Genomic DNA, 18571 nt, shown 5'->3' on the forward strand with positions numbered 1-18571 from the left:
TTACTCGACTGTGCTTACTCACTCGTTGTTCAGTTTTCAAAGATCAATTTCTTTCGCTCGCTGCCGTGTTACCGAAGCAGCGAAAAGTAATATACCATACTAATTTTTATATTGCAACTTCTTTTTTTCTATTAACTTTAATCGGTCTGTCTTGCGACAGGATTGCTAATATACCATGCATTATAATTGAAATGCAATGTTTTATTTTTCCAATATCAATATTTATTCACTTTGCCTACACTTTGAAATTTATCGTACAATTTTGCAAATTTCAATAATGGCAGAAAATCATCTCGCATATGGTCGTTGTTTGCGATAAACCACTTGACCACTTTTTCGAGCAAATAAGTAAAAACTCAGAGAGCAACGGGACAGAAATTTATGATTTTTTCCAGAAAAACGCAGGATGAAGTCCCGAAATTGCCTATACGCAAACTTGGAGAATTTTTAGAAGCATTCATTCTTACACAAATGACGTCGTTCTCCCATCCATCAAATCTGTGGGTCACGCTACTCTTCAAATTGTAAGCAGCCGTATCCAAAATAACAGTTTCTTTAAAGACCAAATACCCCAATTAAAAACCAGCATAAATCTGAAAGTCATCATTTTAGATACACTTGGTAATCCTTCAATGATGAAATTAAATCGGAGCTGCATGCACTTGTTAGTAACCGATTCGAGGAAATGTTCAAGATTATTCAAAATCTGCAAAACGATGAATTTTTTTGAAGAATAAACGAATTCCTTTGATTATAAAAAGGAAAGGGCTGCTACTTAGCAGCCCCTATGGAAATTAACTGCTGATGTTACGCCTTATCATTCATCAGCAAAGACCTGGTCTCTTCAACTTTATCAACCAGCACCCCATCAATACCTATTTTCTTCCATACCAATAAATTTTCTGGGGATGTATAGCCAACAGTGCCTTTATCGCCAGCCATAACCCAAACTTGTTTTCCTGCTTCGTGAATTTGGCGTACCGCTTCCTCGTCCACCCATCTCTCCCAAAGACGAATAACATCTGCATCATTTTCTATAAATTCCGAGGCAAGTTCCTTAGCTGGTATAAATGCAAGGACTTGGACATTCGGATTAAAACGTTTCACATCGCGGACATCCCCGCTGGTCATGACCCCCATCATCACCTTATCTTCATACCCATATTTACGAATGTCTTCTAGAATCTGTGTAAGACGCTCGCCACCCTCTTTAATATGGAACAAGATCGGCGCCACACCGCTGGAAAGCACTTCCTCAAGCGTGTGGGGATGTAAGTGGTGATTATCAACATAACAAAGGGAAGAAAATTGCTCTGTCGTTAGTTCATTTATTTTAGCCGAATTACCGAACAATTTTAAAGCATCTGCGTCATGGCTGATAACTGGGACACTGTCTTTTGTAAAACGAATGTCCATTTCTACGTAATCCGCTCCGAGCTCCAAAGAAAGCTTCGACGAAGCAAGACTCAATTCAGGATAACGATCCGTTCCGCATCGATGTGCAATCAACAACATCTAAACTATCACCTGCACCTTTTATTATGAGTTTTTATATTTAGGATCCAGTACGTCCCGAAGCCAATCCCCTATCAGAGATACCAAAACGACAATCACCACAATGACCACGCTTGGCGCGATGCTTAACCACCAGGAGTTGATCAAGTAATTGCGACCGGCGCTGACCAGCAAGCCGAGTGAAACATCCGGAGGCTGAATGCCGATGCCTAAGAACGACAGCGAACTTTCCAATAGAATAAACGAGCTGAACCGCATCGTTGCATGAACAATTAAAGGTGACGAAATATTAGTAAATACATGCTCGAATAAAATACGCATTTTGGAAGCGCCGAGAGCACGGCTGCATTCCATAAAATTCGCTTCTTTAAGCTGAATGGTCTGACCGCGTACCAGCCGGGTAAAGGTCGGATAACCGGTTAATCCAATGATGAGCACCAGGATCCACTTGCCTGAGCCAAAAACGGCGGCGCATACAATTGCAATAATAATGGAAGGTACGGAAAGCTTGACGTCCGTCAAAAAGGACACGATCGTGTCAAATGGCCCTTTGTATAATCCGGCCAAAACCCCTAATACCGTCCCGACAAAGGTAGCTATCAGCAAACTGGCTAAAGCGACAAGCAGTGAATTTTTCGTTCCGTAAAACAGTCGAATCATAAAGTCCCTTCCCAAATGATCGGTTCCCAAAAAATTCTGCGGCTTACCACCGTCTAAAAAAGAGGGAGGAATCAATCGTGCACCTAAATCTGTAGCTCCCAAATCGATAGGAAATAGCAGCGGACTTAGTGATGTGAACAAGGTAATCAACAGGAACATAATGATCAACACTAGGATGAAGGGCGGAATACGTAAGTTTAAAATTCTCATTCTCGTCTCCTCCCCTCTTAGAAATTATCCCGAATGCGCGGATCCAGGAAACCATAACTCAAATCAACCAACAAATTGACCAGAATAACCGTCGTTGAAACGAGCATCACACCGTATTGAATAACAGGAAAATCTCGATATTGTGCAGCCTGTACAATTAACATGCCGATACCTGGAAAGGCAAACACGGTCTCTACAACTACCGCGCCCCCTATCAACGTGCCCAAATGTAAGCCAATAATAGTCACCACTGGAATCAAAGCATTACGTAATGCGTGCTTATAAATAACCATTCGCTCTCTGACACCTTTGGCTCGGGCGCTATCCAAATAATCCTGACGCAGAACATCCAACATGGAGCCTCGGGTTAAACGCGCAATGCCAGCCACAGAATCAACAGTCAAAGCGAGCAGTGGCATGATATAGTGCAGAGGTGAACTCAAGCCGCCGCTTGGCAGCAGCCTCAACTTGAGGCTGAATAGAAAAATAAGCAATATGGCAAATACAAAGTTAGGAATTGTATAGCCCGCTATGGATATTCCCATCGTTATCCGATCCAGTATGGAATTTCGGTTAACCGCAGCAAATACACCAATTGGGACGCCAATCAATATGGCTAATCCAAAGGAAATAGTTCCAAGCGCTATAGTAGGTCCAGCACGTTCGGCGAATAATTCGCCCACTGGACGCAAATAGTGATAGCTCTTGCCCATATCGCCAGTAAATAACGAGCTCAGATATTGAACATATTGGGAGAATAACGGCTTGTCTAAACCGAGTGAGATGCGCAGTTGTTCTCTTACCGTTGCCGTAGCATCGTCTGGCAGCAGCCACTGAGTCGGATCGCCTGACAATCGGGTAATCATAAAAACCAGAGTCAGAATAAACCAGACTGTGATGAGTGCCTTGATTATCCGAGTCGTGATAAAACGGGTCATTGCATTCCCTCCTTACCGGCAAACAAATGACAAGCAACGAAATGGCCTGGTTCAACTTCTTTAAGCGAGGGCATTTCCATGCTGCATTCCAGCTTGACATGAGGACAGCGACTTTGAAACGGGCAGCCTGCAGGCGGGTTGATCGGACTGGGCAGTTCTCCCTCTAAGAGCGTCTTGCTGCGGATAGACTCCGGATTCGGTATGGGAATCGCATTCATCAAGGCAATAGAATAAGGATGCAGCGTATTGCTAAAGAACTCTTGTTTGGAAGCAAGCTCCACAACCTTGCCCAAATACATAACCATAATGCGATCGCTAATATGCTTGACCACACTCATGTCATGGGAAACGAACAGATAGGTTAGGCGGAACTCCTTTTGCATTTGCTTAAACAAATTTAGGATCTGTGCCTGTACCGACATATCCAGAGCGGAAACCGGCTCGTCGCAAATAATGAATTCCGGACCTAACACCAATGCTCGGGCAATACCGATACGCTGCCTCTGTCCACCACTGAACTCATGCGGAAACTTGCTCAGCGCATCCTCCGGGATGCTGACCTTTTCCAGCAGCGGCAAAACCATTTCCCGCTTTTGCTTGGCATTATAATTCGTATGGATCCGAAGCGGTTCCTCGATGATTCGCCGAATTGTCATACGGGGATCCAGGGATGAGTACGGATCTTGAAATATCATCTGGGCTTCCTTCCGGAAGCTTTGGGGTCCCTTGGTTCCCACCTGTTTTCCTTTAAACAAAATTTGCCCGTCCGTTGCGTCCATCAGACCGATTAACAAGCGGGACAGCGTCGATTTTCCACAGCCTGATTCACCGATCAGTCCCAGCGTCTCTCCTTTATAGATGGTAAAGCTGACATCATCAACCGCTTTGACCGTACCGACGGTCTTATGACGGAGCATCCCTTTGTTAACCGGAAAATGTTTTTTTAAATTTTTAACTTCTACTAATGCTTCTTTATCATTCATGATGAGTTCTCCCCGCTTTATCCTCGAGCAGCCAGCACTTTGCTTTATGTCCATTTCCCAAATCAAACAATGGAGGTTCAACTTCTTCGCACTTGCCGTACGAATGAGGGCAACGACCTGCGAAACGGCAATGTGTGACAGGTGCGGATAGTCGAGGAACGGAGCCCGGAATCGAATACAACTCTTCCCTGTCCTCCTCGATGCTCGGAATGGAAGCAAGCAATCCTTGGGTGTACGGATGGGAAGGAGCAGCAAATATTTCCGCTGTCGCTCCTTCTTCCACTACCACACCGCCGTACATGACCATCATTCTGTCGCACATCTCGGCAACAACACCCATGTTGTGCGTAATTAGAATCATTCCCATCTGAAATTGCTGTTTAATACGGGTCATGAGATCCAGAATCTGCGCTTGAATGGTGACATCCAACGCCGTTGTCGGCTCATCGGCGATCACAACCTCAGGGTTGCAGGCCAAAGCAATTGCAATCAGGATCCTTTGCTGCATACCGCCAGACATCTGGTGAGGGTAATCATTCAACCGCGTTTCCGGCGCCGGTATGCCCACCAGACGTAAAAGCTCGATGACTCTCGCTTTTACTTCCTTTTTGGATATGTTTTCATGAAGCCTCAGCACCTCTGCAATTTGATCACCAACCGTATAGACCGGATTCAAGGCTGCCTGAGGATTTTGAAAAATCATTGAGATTTTTTTTCCTTTTATCCGGTTTAACTCTTTCGCTTTCAGTTGTAACAAATTGCTGCCATGAAACAGAATTTCGCCGTCCTCAATCTTCGTATACGACTTGTCCAACAGATTGAGAATGGAACGGGCGATGGTGCTCTTGCCACAGCCGGATTCGCCGACAATCCCCAGCACCTCGCCTTTGTACAGACGGAAGCTTACGCCATCCACCGCCGGGACCTTCTTGTTGTTGGAGTAATAGTAAGTTTTCAGGTTATTCACGGTTAATACGTCTTCCATTATTGTTCCACCCCCACAATCACCGGATTATTAGTTCAGCACTTTGAAATTTTCCGCTCTAAAGTCCATGGCTTGTGAAGAATATGGCGTCCACTCCAGACCTTTACGGATTCCCCAGCCTTCGTATGGATAATAAATCACAGTGCCTGGTACTTCATCGTCGAAGATTTGCATCTGCTTTTTCGCCAGTTCCTTCCGTTTGGCTGGGTCCAGGATAGAAGCCAGTTCTTTGGCATTTTTAAGGAAATCAGGCGTCATGTCCTTCCAGTAGATCTTCTCAGCATCCGTTCCCGGACCCCATAGCAGCGACAATCCGCCAGACGGATCTGGAAAACGCATTGTATTCGACCAGTTTGCAACCGATTTTCGCTCAACTTTATCGCTAAACTTGACTTTGGCGTTGATACCGATTTTTTTCCACATGTCCACGATGGCTTCAGCCGCTTCGTTGCCGAACGTGTAGTAATTGGATTTCAATTCGTATTCAATCAATTCACCTTTATAGGAAGACTCTGCAAGTAATTTCTTGGCTTTTTCCACGTTATATTCAGGTGTAGGATAATCGCTCAAGTAATAATCGCCGAATTCCGAGTATTGATGGCCTTTTGGAATCACGGCTTTGCCTTGCCACAGTTTATCGACGAGCATTTGACGGTCAATGGATAAATTTAGCGCTTGGCGCACCTTTTTATCGGCTAGCGGGCCGCTCGTTGTATTAAACGTCAACACGTGCATATTGCTGATATTAAGTCCTTTTACGCTGAGATTATTGTTACTCTCAATAACGGATACTTGATCAAGAGGCACTTGCGTAATGAGATCTACCTCTCCGGTAATAAGTGCTGTAATACGAGTCGACGTTTCGTTATATACAATGTACTCAATTCTTTTCGCTGCCGGTTTCGCACCCCAATAATCGTCAAACCGCTCTAAAACCACTTTTTCCGGCGAGTAGGAAACAACTTTATAAGGACCTGTACCGACCGGTTTTGCAGCAAAGGCTTCATCGCCGACTTTCGTGAGGTAATCGGCCGGGACGATCCATGAGCCCCAGCTTGAAGCGATACGTTGCTCCAACAGTGGATCGACTACATTCGTAATGATTCGGAACTTGTAGTCATCGATTACCTGCACTTCCTTTACGACGGAGAGCATATTCGTCGCATCCGCCATTCCCGGCAAATTCTGGTGCAAACGGTTGAAGCTGAAGACAACATCTTTGGATTTCAGCTCATCTCCGTTGTGAAATTTAACACCTTTCCTAAGCGTTACATCTAACGTGTAATCGTCAACTCGTTTCCACTCCGTCGCAAGCATCGGCTTCAAAGACCATTTATCTTTCGGATCGGAAAGCAGAATCGTTTCGAAGATGTCATACAGAATACGAATGCTTGTGTTACCGCTGGTACGCTGCGGATCCAGTAGTTGAGGAAGCTCAGTTACACCGATTTTCAGAACATCGAGTTCCTTCGAACCTGTTGCTTCAGAACCTGAACCTGACGCTTCATTCGTAGACGGTGTGTTGCTGCATGCCGAGAGCACGATTACCAGAAGCATACTAACAATGAGTAAGATTGCAGTTTTCTTCATTTCAAAATTCCCTTCTTTCTGTTTTTGTTTTTCCACTTACAACTTCCGTTATTTTTTATAACCTTCTATATAAGTGGTTCCATTAACATCGATAAGCCGTACTCCTAAGCGATTTTGTTGACTTCCTATTTCCTTGGTTACTGCTTTAAGTCGGCTTAATGGCATGTCTACCCGCTCAGGTACAATCCCTTCTGCTAACACTCTGCCATCGAAGCCCGACTCTGCACTTAACCCAATTAAATGACAAACTGTTGGTGCTATATCAACGATGCCGCAAGTTATATCACTGACATAGCCCTTCTTAAAGCTGCTGCCCACCCCCAGACAAAAAGCATGCATGTCATAAGGAGAAACTGTACCATGTGAAGATTGAAGCTTGCTAGAAGAAGTCAGTGCTCCAGTTATTCCCGGCACACCATATTCATTTGGTTCATTGTCCCATTTCGGTTGGACCACTAGAAGCGGCGCTCTCTCATGTGTGATTGATCCCAATAAAATTTCGAGGGGATGCACATTGGGCAAATCCGAATACATCGCCTCCCTTGCAAAAACGAGTCCGCACCAATCCTGAGATTGCAGCCAGCCGATTAAAGCCTTAACCTCTGTTGGGGTCTCTTCCACTTCTTCAACCGCATAGATATAATAACCGGCCGCCATAAACCTAGTTTGAAGCTTTAGTTCTTGGGCAGCTCTTTGCATATGCCCTTGAAGCGAGCCTTGAGCTTGTATCGTGGAATGTCCGTGATCGCTGATCCACATGATATCGATCACTTCATTTAGACCTTCCCGTTCAATAGCTTGCAGAACCTCCGCTACACATTCATCTACCACTTGTAACGCTTCACGATGTTCGGGAGATCCAATTCCATAATCATGCTGGCTTGCATCCGGCTCTGACAGCCATAAGACCATGACTTGATTTTGCTCATTTTTCAAGTGATTATTTATCAATGAACGAGTTGCCCATAAAGCCCGTTCCTTTTTAACACGTGTTTGTTCTTCAGGAACATCGCCCAATTGGCGATGCACCTCTTCCAATTCGACTGTCCCGTATACGGAGGAAGGATTAATGACCAGTTCGGGATGATTCAGGTTCCAAAGAAGTGAAGCACCCGGTGAGCTGGAAGCGGCAACCGCCAGACGCTTTCCGTGTCGATGCAATCGATCTCCCAATGTAGGATGCAGAATGAAAGGCTCCAACATAGCCTGACGATAGGCCAATAGGTGCCTGTCGTTTCCGGTTTGGAGTAAACCATCCTCGCCAAATCCCTGTACACACATCAAATTACTGACAACTCCATGGCGTCCCGGATAAACGCCGGTTGTCAAAGTTGTCATACTAACTCTTGTTTCCGAAGGGTAAGCCGCATGAAAGGAGGTGAATAAGGTACCGCGTTCCATCAGCTTCGCGCATGTCGGCATCAGTGCCGGGTCCACGCTATCCGGCCGTAATCCATCCGTGCCAATAATCAGTACCCTACGATTAGAAAAATCAGGCTTGCTTGATAGTGTCATAGCGTTCTACTCCTCTCGTAATTGCATTAATTCTTTGCAGTCGTACCAAGGATTCCCCGAATGGCTCTACTTTCAAAACGAAATGAAACCGATCCAAGCTCATGCATAAATCAAAGTCCTCAGGAGGAGCGGAGGCATCACGCACATCCAAGAACTTCCCTGTTTTACTTTCGTTAAGCATGTAATGCAGAATGGCATTAAAGTCCACTGATTTTCCTTCCAAAACGTTCTTTATATATTCAGCTAGGAGAGTATCTTCATCTGCCTCTTCCGTTGCCTCCCAACCCATGCAGACCAACGACACGATCGCCGGATTTTTCATACGGATGTAATCGATAATAGCCTGTGCATTTACAAAGCTACCCGTAATAATTTCATCCGCTTCTACGGCATTCACGATTCCTTGTGTACCTGCGCTTGTCGTATGTACAATTGTTTTGCCCGAAAAGTCTACAAATTCAATAGAAGAAGGAGAATTCCCGTAATCGAATCCGGGTTGAATGATTCCTCCTCTTTCTCCCATCAAGATAAATTCCGGGTTTTCCTTCTTCAGCCTGTACGCAGTCCCTATATCTCCAACAGGGATCAAATCCTTAACTCCATTTTCCACAGCATAGCAGGCAACTGAAAAAGCGCGGAAAACATCAATAATGACGGTTAGGCCCTTGGCTTTGCGAGCCCCTTCGATTAACTGGTGAATATTAATTTCCATAAAGATAGATTCCTTCCTGTGGCGTAAAACCATCGTCAATTTCGTTATGTATACATCCTAACTTCCGAATGTCATCATGAAATTAACTGCAAATTAATATAAATTTAACGAAGTCATGACATTTTCGCAGTATTGTATAGATATCATCTATACTTGAGGAGCTGGATTTATGTTTAATTTGCAGCAATTAAAAATTTTAGTCCTACTTGCAGAATATAAAAGATTGACGCTCGTCGCGAAAAAGCTGAAAATCAAGCAGCCTTCCGTTACATTTCATATGAAGAAGTTAGAGCAATCAACAGGTGTCCGTCTTTTTATTCACAAGCATAAGATGGTCCTATTCACGGAAGAAGGCAAAGCCCTTCTGCATTACGCCACCCGAATCATTTCGTTGTCCGAGGAGGCGGAGCAAGTATTAACCGACTATCTGCAATTTAAAAAAGGGAAAATTATCATTGGATCGAGCAATACTCCAGCAACCTACTTTCTTCCAAAGCTGCTTGGGGAAATGCGCCAGGCTTACCCGCATGTCAACATTGCCATCCAAGTGCATAATTCTCCTCAAATTATAGACTTGGTTAAAAAGTTGGAAATCGATTTTGGACTGGTAGCCGAGCATAAAGTGAGCGATCCTGAACTTGTCGCGATCCCGATGGTTAACGATGAGCTAGGCTTGGTCATGTATCCCGATCATCCGCTGGCACTTGCAGACACGATCGAATCAGAGCTTTTGCAAAATGAGTTATGGATTTTGCGGGAACAAGACTCCGCTTCACGTAGAATGATGGAACTTTGGGCCGATCGGAACAATATTAGCTGTAAGGACGGGCTGGAGCTTGGAACAACGGAAGCCATCAAACGAGCGATACAGTGTCGATTGGGGATTTCCATCTTGTCCCGATTAGCTGTGGAGGATGAGGTGCGAAGTGGACAATTGATTTTTAAAACTTTAAACTCTGAGACGTTGAGTCGCAGCCTATTTTTCATCTATAGCCGGAATCGGTTTGTCACGCCGATTCTTCAGGAATGGATTCATTTCTTCAAAACTATCCGGTTTTAAAATTGAGGTAACCTCCCATTAGCACCTAGATCTAGTCACCTGACTTTGTTTATATTGCGGGTCAATTTTCATCGGTGATGAAACGAAAAAAAGAGCTGCATCTATGCAGCTCTTGCGCTATACATTAATATTTCATGCCTTTATTTGTCATGAAAACCTGTAGAAGGATTTGTTATGAAGAAACCTTCATCAGACACATAAAAATACTGAATCCAAACTCCATCTAAAAGCGCTTCGCGTTTATCTAATAAGATTTCAATGTCTTTGTCTGTTTTTACGATTTCATCATGTTCAGTTGGTGTATCAAGCATTATATCATAATGCCCATGATCTCCATGATTCTGTGTTATAAAAACACGAATCATCTTCCCGTCAGCCGCTTCTTTACTATTCAGCATATTTTTTAATACGTTTGCAGCATTTCGATTGATTTTACATTTCATGTTTTGTGTCCTCTATTCAAATTTTGTATACTGTAATAATATTTTTTACAGTATATTTTGTCAAGATATTGATTTCATCTTTTGAATAGGAACTTCGTAACCCATTATACTGAGGCGCTCTTTTTTGACAAATCCGTTCATGCGCTACGGGCTAGCCTTCCACTAAAAACAACACAAAAAGAGCCCATGCGCCGATTCATCCAGCGATAAGCTCATTTCCATAGCTACCAGTTCATTAACAAACGAAGACAATCGTCCTCCTTCAACGCCATCCCCAACTGAACCTCCATCAACTCAAGCTGGGTGATAGCCTTGATGCCATGCCCAACGTTGATAGGAATTTGTCTTACATCACCCGCCTGAAGCCTGTACCGTTTATGATCCAATAAGATTTCTGCTTCGCCGCTTAAAATCGTTACTATCTCTTTCCGTGTCTGGTGCAGATGATAACTGGTTTGCTCCCCTTGGGAGATCTCCACTCTTTTAATCATAACCTCCGTTCCCAGTTCATCCGTCCAAAACTCCAAGACCCGACAGGTTCCCCACCTTTTCTCTATATATCTCGGAAACTGAGGTACACCATTTAACTTATCTTTAATTAAATTGGCTTGATCCTTGGCAGCAATAAGAATACCATCTGAACTTGCCGCAACAATCATATCGGGTACGCCAATCACTTCAATTGGATAGGGGAGTTCATTAATCATATGCGTATTGGAGGAATCGTCCGATATGCGGCCGGGGCCAATGACCTGATTCTCAAAATAACCTGTAATCGCCTTCCAGCTTCCCAGATCATTCCATAAACCCTCATAGCCCATAACGGCTACACGGTTAGAGTGTTCTACGACCTCTTGATCAAAGCTTGCCGTAGCAAGCTGCTCGTAACAGTCTAGCCACTTATCCACCTGAATAGGCAGTGCCTTTTTCGCCACATAGTCCAACATATACTTCAAATTGAACGCAAAAACACCGCAGTTCCACAAAGCATGCTGCTCAATCAACAAGCCGGCCAATTGCTCATTAGGCTTCTCTACGAATTGCTGAACGAGCGCATAATCATCCTTCTCCATTAAACGCTCAGGAACAATATAGCCGAATTGGTTAGAGGGGTGTTGAGGCTTCGTTCCAAGGAGGGCAAGCTCCGCCTGCGACTGTGAAAGAATGTCCGGAAAGCGATGAAGTTTCCCGAAAAACAACGAATCTGCAAAAGTGTCCACTGGGAGGATGCATATCGTTTCGTTCGGATCTACCTGCATCTGCTCATGCAGATAACAGGAAGCCAGCGCGACAGCCGCAAACGTTCCTCTTTTAAATGGCTCACTAATGATAGGAATGTTTTCGCCTACATGCTTTCTCGTAATTTCCACTTGGCTGCTATGTGTGATAATGCTCGTGAATGGCAGCAAACCTACTTCATCCAATTGTCGGCATATGCGTCCAATCATCGATTCTCTCGTTCCATTGTCCGATTTCAAAAGTTTCAGAAACACCTTAGAGCGGATCTCGTTGGATAACGGCCATAACCTTTTACCAGAACCTCCGCACAATAGTACAATCCGCAAGTCAAATGCCCCTTTCCGGGAGACATAACACTTCCCCTTATTCCTTTGAACGAATTACCTTTTCTATAACCTGCTTCATTAACACCCCTGCTCGATTCCAGGATACATCAAGTACATCTCTTCGGCCTTGGCGTCCCTTCTCCTTGCAAAGCCCAGGGTTTTGGTAGGCTTGCCGCATCGTCCGTCTTAGCGCATGCCGGTCGGCTTCCGCCCATTTTTGTCCTTTCTGAGCAAACAGATAGCTGAATGATCGCGAGATCGCATGCCGACTTTTCATACTAGCCGCAGGACTTTGGAGTCGATAGGGGAGAAGGAACGAATTACGAGACGTCAGGAAATCCATTTGCCCTCCCCAACCGGTCGCAATGACAGGGACACCGCTAGCCAGCGACTCTAAAAAAGGCAAGCCGACGCCTTCACCACGAGTAGGAAGGACAAAAGCATCGCCAAGCGTGTAAAGACCTCTCATCTGACCTTCATGAAGTCGGCGTGCAATCACAACAACAGGGGCTGTCGGCTTTTGAAAACCTAATCTCTTTTGGTATTGCAGAATTTGCTTTTTTATCCATCGCTCTGTCTCATAGGCTGCGTATCCACTGGTTTTGATAACGAGAATGACATTATCTTGAGACGAAAACTCTTCCCAGTACGCCCTTAATAAAGCCTCTGGATTCTTGCGATGCTGGAATCCAAATACGGACACGAACGTAAACTTGCCTGCCGCACGCGGTAGTGACAGCTTTTTATTATCAGGATGGAAAACCTTCGTATCTACGCCATGAGGAACAATATAAATCGGCACCTTCACACCGCTATTTCGCAATGCCACCTTGTTATGTTGGGAGGGGACGCAGATCGCATCGAATTTGTTCATATTCGGCAGCCAATTCCTTGGCGTTCTGCTAGTCTCCCATACCGTGTTCAGAATAATAGTATCGTAACTGCTTCGCGCCGCCTTGAAATTTATATGATTGGGAACATGGTTATAGATAAGCACCTTTTTGCCATGAGATGACCTCCCTTTGGGACCAGACAATCCCCAGCTCACCGCAACACCCTGGCGCGTAAGTGCCCGTGCATAGGCTCTACTCGCATAACCGAGACCACTGGCTCTATGGATAGGTCCTTCCCAGGTCACATGATAAGACGTCATCAAGACTTTACCTTCCTGGCTTTTACATAACCCTTGCGTTTATGAAGTGAAATGGATCTGTAATGCTTCGCAAGAGCCCTGACCGTGGATGGAATGCGAGAAGCGCTCAGGCTTAAACTTTTGTTCAATGCAGACTTCAAGATCATGTTGTGCGGAGCGGACGCGTAGAGAAAATTACCGTAAGTTTCAAATTCCGAGAAAGCAAATTGCTTGGATTTATTCATACTGGCCATAATAGCCGAATACCAGCTTCTGTTGTGCTTCACTTCAATCGTGCTTTTCAGCTGTGCCACTTTCGCTCTTTCAAACAGCATATAGTGGGTAACAAACGACCGACGAGACGAGCGTCCTCTGCCCATTAGTTTTCGATAGGTTTTATAATATTCACTCTGACTCCAGTCCCGGCAATAAAACACGGTCTTGGATCCCACTTTAAAAACGTGCGGGCGAATGAGCACTGTATCCGCATCAATTACCAAGTAATACTTGGATGTGCAGAGCGTATCACCGTTAAGCTTCAGCAGTTGTTGATAAAGCCAGCCGGATCGCTCCCATGTTTTGGATTCATAGTGGATATCCTTCTTCGTTATAGGGAGAACCGTGTCTTCATGAACGAACCTGCACCCTTTTCGCTGACAAAGGTCCAGAATTCTCTTCTTTCGCGGAGCAACAATGATGATTTCACCAATAGGATGTTTCACATACTTCCGTACGGCATCAATCACCATAGGGAGTGTGCCCAAATCCTTCTCGATCGCTGGGATTAACACATCAATTTGGGTTGAACTACTCAACGCGACGCTTCCTGACATCAGCATGTACTCATCTCCATTAACCGAATGTATGAATTATCATATGTTCGACTGAAAAAATGGCATGGGTATATGGAAAAAAAGTGACCCTTTTAACATTAACGATTTCTCATTTAAGTCGTTCCCCTCCACGCAAAAAAAGCCACGATAGTCGCGGCACTTAAGAAGTTCTACTATAACGAGATTTTTGAAGCAGCCGCCGCATCGAGAATAATCGTCGCATTCGCATGCAGCTGCAAAAAAGACGCTGGAACGTTGGTTGTTATCGGCCCAGCAAAAGCTTTTGCCACCATGTCGGCTTTATTGTCGCCTGTAGCAACCAGAACGATGTTCCGCGCTTTCATAACGGCCTCCAAACCGATCGTTATCGATTGCTTGGGCACCTCATCTTCAGAACGAAAATGCGGCGAGTGAACAGGTCTGTTCTCTACAAAAAGTTGTGAAACATACGTTTTCGCCGGTATATGATTGCTTGGTTCGATAAAAGCAATATGTCCGTTTAAGCCTAGCCCCATAAGCTGCCAATCCACGTAACCTAGATCAGCCAACACTTGATCAAATCTAAGGCACTCAGCCATCAGGTCCCTTGAACTGCCATCGGGAATTTGCGGCTCGTATCGAAGCGTCTGAAGCTGACCAAACAAATGCTCTTGCATGTAGGTTCGATAACTTTCCGGATGATCAACCGGAATACCGACCAGTTCATCAGGGTTAATGAATTTCGCTTCATGAAAGGAAATCTCACCTGCTTGCTCCCGCCGGATCCACTCTTGATAGATCCCGTATTTTATAGGTGACGAGCCCGTGGTCATGCCAAGCACCGATGTCGGTTTACGCTTGATCTGTTCCGATAGCAGGTCCGCAACTCTGTTTTTAATTTCTTCGGGTGGTAACACTTCAATTTTCAACCGAATTCTCCTCTCTTGCATTAAATGGTAACGGCTTGATTTTCATACTTCCATAATAATGCGGCGCCAACTGCCCCTGCATCTACACCGAGAGATGAGCGAGCCATTTTTACATCTTTTACCATATCTTCGATTCCAAGCTTTCGTATGGTGTTCCACATGGGCTCAAAAAGCACATCACCACTTAGTGACACGCCGCCACCGAAAATGATAATTTCCGGATTGAACAAATGAATGAACGTCACCATCGCGGTCCCCAGTGCTTCCCCCGCCTCTTTCAGCAAAGAGATGGCATAAGGGTCACCACTTGAGGCAGCTTCTGCCACAAGCTTCGCCGTAACCTTGTTCGGATCATGTCCAGCCATCTCAGCCAGCGGTGCGGTTAGCAACTTTCCTGAAATTATGTCTTCAGCGGCTATCCGGGCTATTGAATTGCCGGAGGCATACATTTCTACACAGCCTTTATTCCCGCATTTGCATGTAGGCCCTTTCCTATCAATGCTGATATGGCCGATCTCTGCTGCATTATTCGAAGCACCCAGCAGCAAGTGGCCACCGCTGATGACACCGCCCCCAATTCCCGTGGACACGGTTACATACAAACAGTCCTCAGTTCCTTTGCCTGCACCAACGATCCACTCACCCAACGCTGCTGCACTTGCATCATTGATTAAGCGGACTGGAAAACCGAATTTCCGTTCCAATATCGGCCCTAGGGCAACATTTTTCCAACCTAAATTTGTCGAGAGAACAATTGTTCCCGTATCCATATCAAGTATCCCTGCAGTTGCGATACCTAGGCTTAAAATGCTGCGAGCACGAAGATTGGGTACAGAGGACAACAGCGACTCTATCATATGGATCAGCCTGCTAATGACTCCATGCTCTCCTTCAGCTGCTAAAGTAGGCTGTTGATCTTTGATTATTACGCGCCCTTGTGCATCCACCAAAGCTGCCAACATTTTGGTTCCACCGATATCTATCCCTAAAAAGTACCCGTCAATTGTCATAGCTGCTCCTTCATACATCTGTCTTGGTAGACTCGTACCTATGTTCTTTCATCTGTTGAATCCGAACGGGATCGATCGGGCCAAGCGGATCGCTATTCATTCGTACGCCTTTTCCGAAATGAACTTCTTGAACGCCTGTTTCGGCTACAAATGCAGGCAAAGACGCAATCGTAAGCCCGCTTCCCGCTAAAATCTGAATGGACGTCTTTTGACTCCAAGCGACCAGATGCTTCATCTCCTGAACGGCATCCAAAACATTGGGCTTACCGCCCGAGGTTAGGATACGATCAATTTGCTTGAACTTCTCCAGCTCATCTAACGCTTCCTGAACATCCCGAACTTCATCGAACGCACGATGGAAGGTGACGGAGAGCCCCTCCGCCTCTTCCAACAGTCTCGCCAACACTTCAACGTCCGGACGCCGGTCTGGGGTCAGCGCACCTAGCACCACGCCAGCAGCCCCAATTTTTTTGACCATGCGGATGTCCGTCATCATGGCGGCAACATCCAGACGATCATAGAAGAAAGAATAGCTGTGAGGTCGGATCATCACCTGAACGGGCAGCTTGGTAGCCTGAACCGCCGCTTCGATTAGCCCGTAGCTTGGCGTTAGTCCGCCTTCCAACATGCCGGTGATGAGTTCGATCCGATCGGCACCACTCTGTTCAGCCGCAATGACGTCCCTCACACTTGTAGCGATAACTTCGAGCAGCACATGTTTCACCTAACCTTTCACAGCTCCTTGCGTTAAACCCGCAACGATATATTTTTGCACGATGGCGAACATAATAACGACAGGAATGAGTGATATGATGCCTGCCGCACTCATTTGCCCCCAATTGATATCGAATTTCTGAACAAAACTGCTGAGACCAACAGGAACCGTCTTGGCAGATTCGCTGTTTGTGAACATAACCCCGAAGAACAAATCGTTCCAAGAACCAATAAAAGCAAATACAAATGTCGCTACAATACCTGGCTGCATCATCGGCAGCACAACTCTAGACATCGTCTGGAATTTGTTGCAGCCGTCAATCATGGCCGCTTCTTCCAAAGAAACTGGAATACGCTGAAAGAAACTGGACATCGTAATCAAGCAAAACGGGATATTCATCGCTGTATAAGTAATAATTAATGCAGGCAGCTTATTTAATAAATGAATTTGGCCAAAGGTAATAAACAAAGGCACCAGGATGACCATGACCGGCACCATTTGAGTAGCCAAAAAGGAGACGAGCACGAATTTTTTACCTTTAAACTGATATCTGGCCAAACTGTATCCTCCTAAGATGGAAGCAAGCAGAACCAGAATTGAACTACTCATGCTGACTGTAAAACTGTTCAATAAATAGCGGGGGAAATTTGTATTTTGCAGCGTATCCACATAGTTCACCCACGTCAATGCCTTGGGCCACAAAGTCAATTGTCCGCTATATATTTCTTGCCTTGTTTTTAAAGAAGTCACCAAAATCCAATAAAAAGGAAGCAGCGTACCTAACCCAAAAAGCAACAGTACAACAAATCGAACTAATTCAGGAGCCGTTTTTCGTCCGAAGGAAGTCATTTAAAAATCACCTGCATCGTCATATTTGGTTGCACGAAGGAAAATTAACGTATAGAGAATTAGGATAATCAACATGAGTACGCCAAGAGCGGACGCTTGCCCGAAATCCGTCGTATAGGAAATCTGATTAAATATGTACGATGACAGATTATGCGAGGTGTTAGCTGGCCCCCCATTTGTCATGATATAAATAAGATCCGCTGAGTTGAACACCCAAATAACCCGGAGCAAAACAGTAAGGATGATCGTCGATTTAATAAACGGAATGGTCACGAAAAATAGTTTCGTCCATCTGCCGGCACCATCGATATCTGCGGATTCGTAAATATCCTTCGGCACCGATTGCAAAGCCGCCAGCAGCATGATTCCAAAGAAGGGTACGCCATACCAAACCATCGCGATAATGATAGGAAATATCGAAATGCCAGGAAGCGCCAAAAACGAAATGCCTTTTTCGATGATTCCCAGCTTTATTAACAAATAGTTAATCAAACCGTTTTGCTCACTAAACATCCATTTGAAAATCATCCCGATTAAAAAAGCAGACACCGCCCAAGGTAGAAATACAACCGATTGGTAGATGTTTTTTCCTTTAAACTTCGTATTCAAAGCCTGTGCCAGCATAAATCCGAGAACGAATTGCAGTCCGACAGTCAGCACGACCCACAACAAGGAATTCCACAAAATTCGAACGATATTGTTGTCCATAAATATGGCTTTAAAGTTCTCCAAACCGGAAAAACGAATGTCGTTCGGCTCAAACAAGATATAGTGCATAAAGGCCAATTTCAAGCCTTGGAGCAGCGGATATGCAAAAAAAGCTAACAGGATCAGGATAGCTGGAGCAATAAGCAAGTAAGGTTCCCATCGTTTTAATATCAATTTCAAAGCCGCTTCACCTCCCTATCGGATAAGGAAAAGACAACCGGTACAGAACTCCGCCCCGGT

General features: G+C 45.0%; 18 protein-coding genes. 1 reads left to right on the forward strand and 17 read right to left on the reverse strand.

Annotated features, from left to right (window positions below):
* Positions 1 to 807: 807 nt before the first annotated feature.
* The 8 genes from GON05_RS12430 to GON05_RS12465 are packed head-to-tail and all read right to left on the reverse strand — an operon-like array spanning position 808 to position 9108.
* Complete coding sequence (locus GON05_RS12430) at positions 808 to 1515, reverse strand: glycerophosphodiester phosphodiesterase (RefSeq protein WP_157319454.1); 708 nt, start codon at positions 1513 to 1515, stop codon at positions 808 to 810.
* 24 nt (positions 1516 to 1539) lie between these two features.
* Complete coding sequence (locus GON05_RS12435; protein ID WP_157319455.1) at positions 1540 to 2385, reverse strand: ABC transporter permease; 846 nt, start codon at positions 2383 to 2385, stop codon at positions 1540 to 1542.
* 17 nt (positions 2386 to 2402) lie between these two features.
* The gene (locus GON05_RS12440) at positions 2403 to 3323 is read right to left on the reverse strand and encodes an ABC transporter permease (protein WP_157319456.1); all 921 of its coding nucleotides are present in this window, start codon (positions 3321 to 3323) and stop codon (positions 2403 to 2405) included.
* Positions 3320 to 4306, reverse strand: coding sequence for an ABC transporter ATP-binding protein (locus GON05_RS12445; RefSeq protein WP_157319457.1), 987 nt, complete (start codon positions 4304 to 4306; stop codon positions 3320 to 3322). The genes GON05_RS12440 and GON05_RS12445 overlap by 4 nt, the downstream gene beginning before the upstream one ends.
* Entirely contained in the window at positions 4299 to 5291 is a 993-nt protein-coding gene (locus GON05_RS12450; protein ID WP_157319458.1) for an ABC transporter ATP-binding protein, read from the reverse strand. The genes GON05_RS12445 and GON05_RS12450 overlap by 8 nt, the downstream gene beginning before the upstream one ends.
* A 30-nt stretch (positions 5292 to 5321) precedes the next feature.
* A complete protein-coding gene (locus GON05_RS12455; RefSeq protein ID WP_157319459.1) occupies positions 5322 to 6881 on the reverse strand; it encodes an ABC transporter substrate-binding protein in 1560 nt (519 codons plus the stop codon).
* 48 nt (positions 6882 to 6929) lie between these two features.
* Positions 6930 to 8396: an alkaline phosphatase family protein gene (locus GON05_RS12460; RefSeq protein WP_157319460.1), complete on the reverse strand. Its 1467-nt coding sequence runs from the start codon at positions 8394 to 8396 to the stop codon at positions 6930 to 6932.
* Positions 8374 to 9108, reverse strand: a complete 735-nt coding sequence (locus GON05_RS12465; RefSeq protein WP_157319461.1) for a 2-phosphosulfolactate phosphatase — start codon at positions 9106 to 9108, stop codon at positions 8374 to 8376. The genes GON05_RS12460 and GON05_RS12465 overlap by 23 nt, the downstream gene beginning before the upstream one ends.
* A gap of 169 nt (positions 9109 to 9277) precedes the next feature.
* On the opposite strand from GON05_RS12465, the gene GON05_RS12470 reads away from it, so the two are divergent.
* A complete protein-coding gene (locus tag GON05_RS12470; protein ID WP_157319462.1) occupies positions 9278 to 10168 on the forward strand; it encodes a LysR substrate-binding domain-containing protein in 891 nt (296 codons plus the stop codon).
* 140 nt (positions 10169 to 10308) lie between these two features.
* Here the strand turns inward: GON05_RS12470 and GON05_RS12475 are convergent, their stop codons facing one another.
* The 9 genes from GON05_RS12475 to GON05_RS12515 form a co-directional block, all read right to left on the reverse strand.
* Positions 10309 to 10611 carry an iron-sulfur cluster assembly accessory protein gene (locus GON05_RS12475; RefSeq protein ID WP_157319463.1) on the reverse strand — a complete coding sequence of 101 codons (303 nt, stop codon included), beginning with the start codon at positions 10609 to 10611 and terminating at the stop codon, positions 10309 to 10311.
* Between the two features lie 224 nt (positions 10612 to 10835).
* Positions 10836 to 12176, reverse strand: a complete 1341-nt coding sequence (locus tag GON05_RS12480; RefSeq protein ID WP_157319464.1) for a sugar phosphate nucleotidyltransferase — start codon at positions 12174 to 12176, stop codon at positions 10836 to 10838.
* Between the two features lie 37 nt (positions 12177 to 12213).
* Positions 12214 to 13329 (reverse strand): glycosyltransferase family 4 protein, encoded by a 1116-nt coding sequence (locus GON05_RS12485; RefSeq protein WP_157319465.1) that lies wholly within the window; start codon positions 13327 to 13329, stop codon positions 12214 to 12216.
* Positions 13329 to 14147 carry a DUF6492 family protein gene (locus GON05_RS12490; RefSeq protein ID WP_397369915.1) on the reverse strand — a complete coding sequence of 273 codons (819 nt, stop codon included), beginning with the start codon at positions 14145 to 14147 and terminating at the stop codon, positions 13329 to 13331. The genes GON05_RS12485 and GON05_RS12490 overlap by 1 nt, the downstream gene beginning before the upstream one ends.
* 167 nt (positions 14148 to 14314) lie before the next feature.
* Positions 14315 to 15049 carry a glucosamine-6-phosphate deaminase gene (locus GON05_RS12495; RefSeq protein WP_157319466.1) on the reverse strand — a complete coding sequence of 245 codons (735 nt, stop codon included), beginning with the start codon at positions 15047 to 15049 and terminating at the stop codon, positions 14315 to 14317.
* 20 nt (positions 15050 to 15069) lie between these two features.
* Complete coding sequence (locus tag GON05_RS12500; protein WP_157319467.1) at positions 15070 to 16059, reverse strand: ROK family protein; 990 nt, start codon at positions 16057 to 16059, stop codon at positions 15070 to 15072.
* A gap of 10 nt (positions 16060 to 16069) precedes the next feature.
* Positions 16070 to 16783, reverse strand: a complete 714-nt coding sequence (locus GON05_RS12505) for a copper homeostasis protein CutC (RefSeq protein ID WP_309491819.1) — start codon at positions 16781 to 16783, stop codon at positions 16070 to 16072.
* Positions 16784 to 17623: a carbohydrate ABC transporter permease gene (locus tag GON05_RS12510; RefSeq protein ID WP_127457608.1), complete on the reverse strand. Its 840-nt coding sequence runs from the start codon at positions 17621 to 17623 to the stop codon at positions 16784 to 16786. It abuts the gene before it with no gap.
* Complete coding sequence (locus GON05_RS12515; protein WP_127457607.1) at positions 17624 to 18511, reverse strand: carbohydrate ABC transporter permease; 888 nt, start codon at positions 18509 to 18511, stop codon at positions 17624 to 17626.
* Between the last annotated feature and the right edge of the window lie 60 nt (positions 18512 to 18571).

Source organism: Paenibacillus anseongensis (assembly GCF_009757995.1).
GTDB lineage: Bacteria > Bacillota > Bacilli > Paenibacillales > NBRC-103111 > Paenibacillus_E > Paenibacillus_E chondroitinus.

What these genes read in the sequence shown, in the direction of transcription:
- GON05_RS12430 (WP_157319454.1), bottom strand. Translation starts at nt 1,515, where the DNA reads ATGTTGTTGATTGCACATCGATGCGGAACGGATCGTTATCCTGAATTG.
- GON05_RS12435 (WP_157319455.1), bottom strand. Translation starts at nt 2,385, where the DNA reads ATGAGAATTTTAAACTTACGTATTCCGCCCTTCATCCTAGTGTTGATC.
- GON05_RS12440 (WP_157319456.1), bottom strand. Translation starts at nt 3,323, where the DNA reads ATGACCCGTTTTATCACGACTCGGATAATCAAGGCACTCATCACAGTC.
- GON05_RS12445 (WP_157319457.1), bottom strand. Translation starts at nt 4,306, where the DNA reads ATGAATGATAAAGAAGCATTAGTAGAAGTTAAAAATTTAAAAAAACAT.
- GON05_RS12450 (WP_157319458.1), bottom strand. Translation starts at nt 5,291, where the DNA reads ATGGAAGACGTATTAACCGTGAATAACCTGAAAACTTACTATTACTCC.
- GON05_RS12455 (WP_157319459.1), bottom strand. Translation starts at nt 6,881, where the DNA reads ATGAAGAAAACTGCAATCTTACTCATTGTTAGTATGCTTCTGGTAATC.
- GON05_RS12460 (WP_157319460.1), bottom strand. Translation starts at nt 8,396, where the DNA reads ATGACACTATCAAGCAAGCCTGATTTTTCTAATCGTAGGGTACTGATT.
- GON05_RS12465 (WP_157319461.1), bottom strand. Translation starts at nt 9,108, where the DNA reads ATGGAAATTAATATTCACCAGTTAATCGAAGGGGCTCGCAAAGCCAAG.
- GON05_RS12470 (WP_157319462.1), top strand. Translation starts at nt 9,278, where the DNA reads ATGTTTAATTTGCAGCAATTAAAAATTTTAGTCCTACTTGCAGAATAT.
- GON05_RS12475 (WP_157319463.1), bottom strand. Translation starts at nt 10,611, where the DNA reads ATGAAATGTAAAATCAATCGAAATGCTGCAAACGTATTAAAAAATATG.
- GON05_RS12485 (WP_157319465.1), bottom strand. Translation starts at nt 13,329, where the DNA reads ATGACGTCTTATCATGTGACCTGGGAAGGACCTATCCATAGAGCCAGT.
- GON05_RS12490 (WP_397369915.1), bottom strand. Translation starts at nt 14,147, where the DNA reads ATGCTGATGTCAGGAAGCGTCGCGTTGAGTAGTTCAACCCAAATTGAT.
- GON05_RS12500 (WP_157319467.1), bottom strand. Translation starts at nt 16,059, where the DNA reads ATGACAATTGACGGGTACTTTTTAGGGATAGATATCGGTGGAACCAAA.
- GON05_RS12510 (WP_127457608.1), bottom strand. Translation starts at nt 17,623, where the DNA reads ATGACTTCCTTCGGACGAAAAACGGCTCCTGAATTAGTTCGATTTGTT.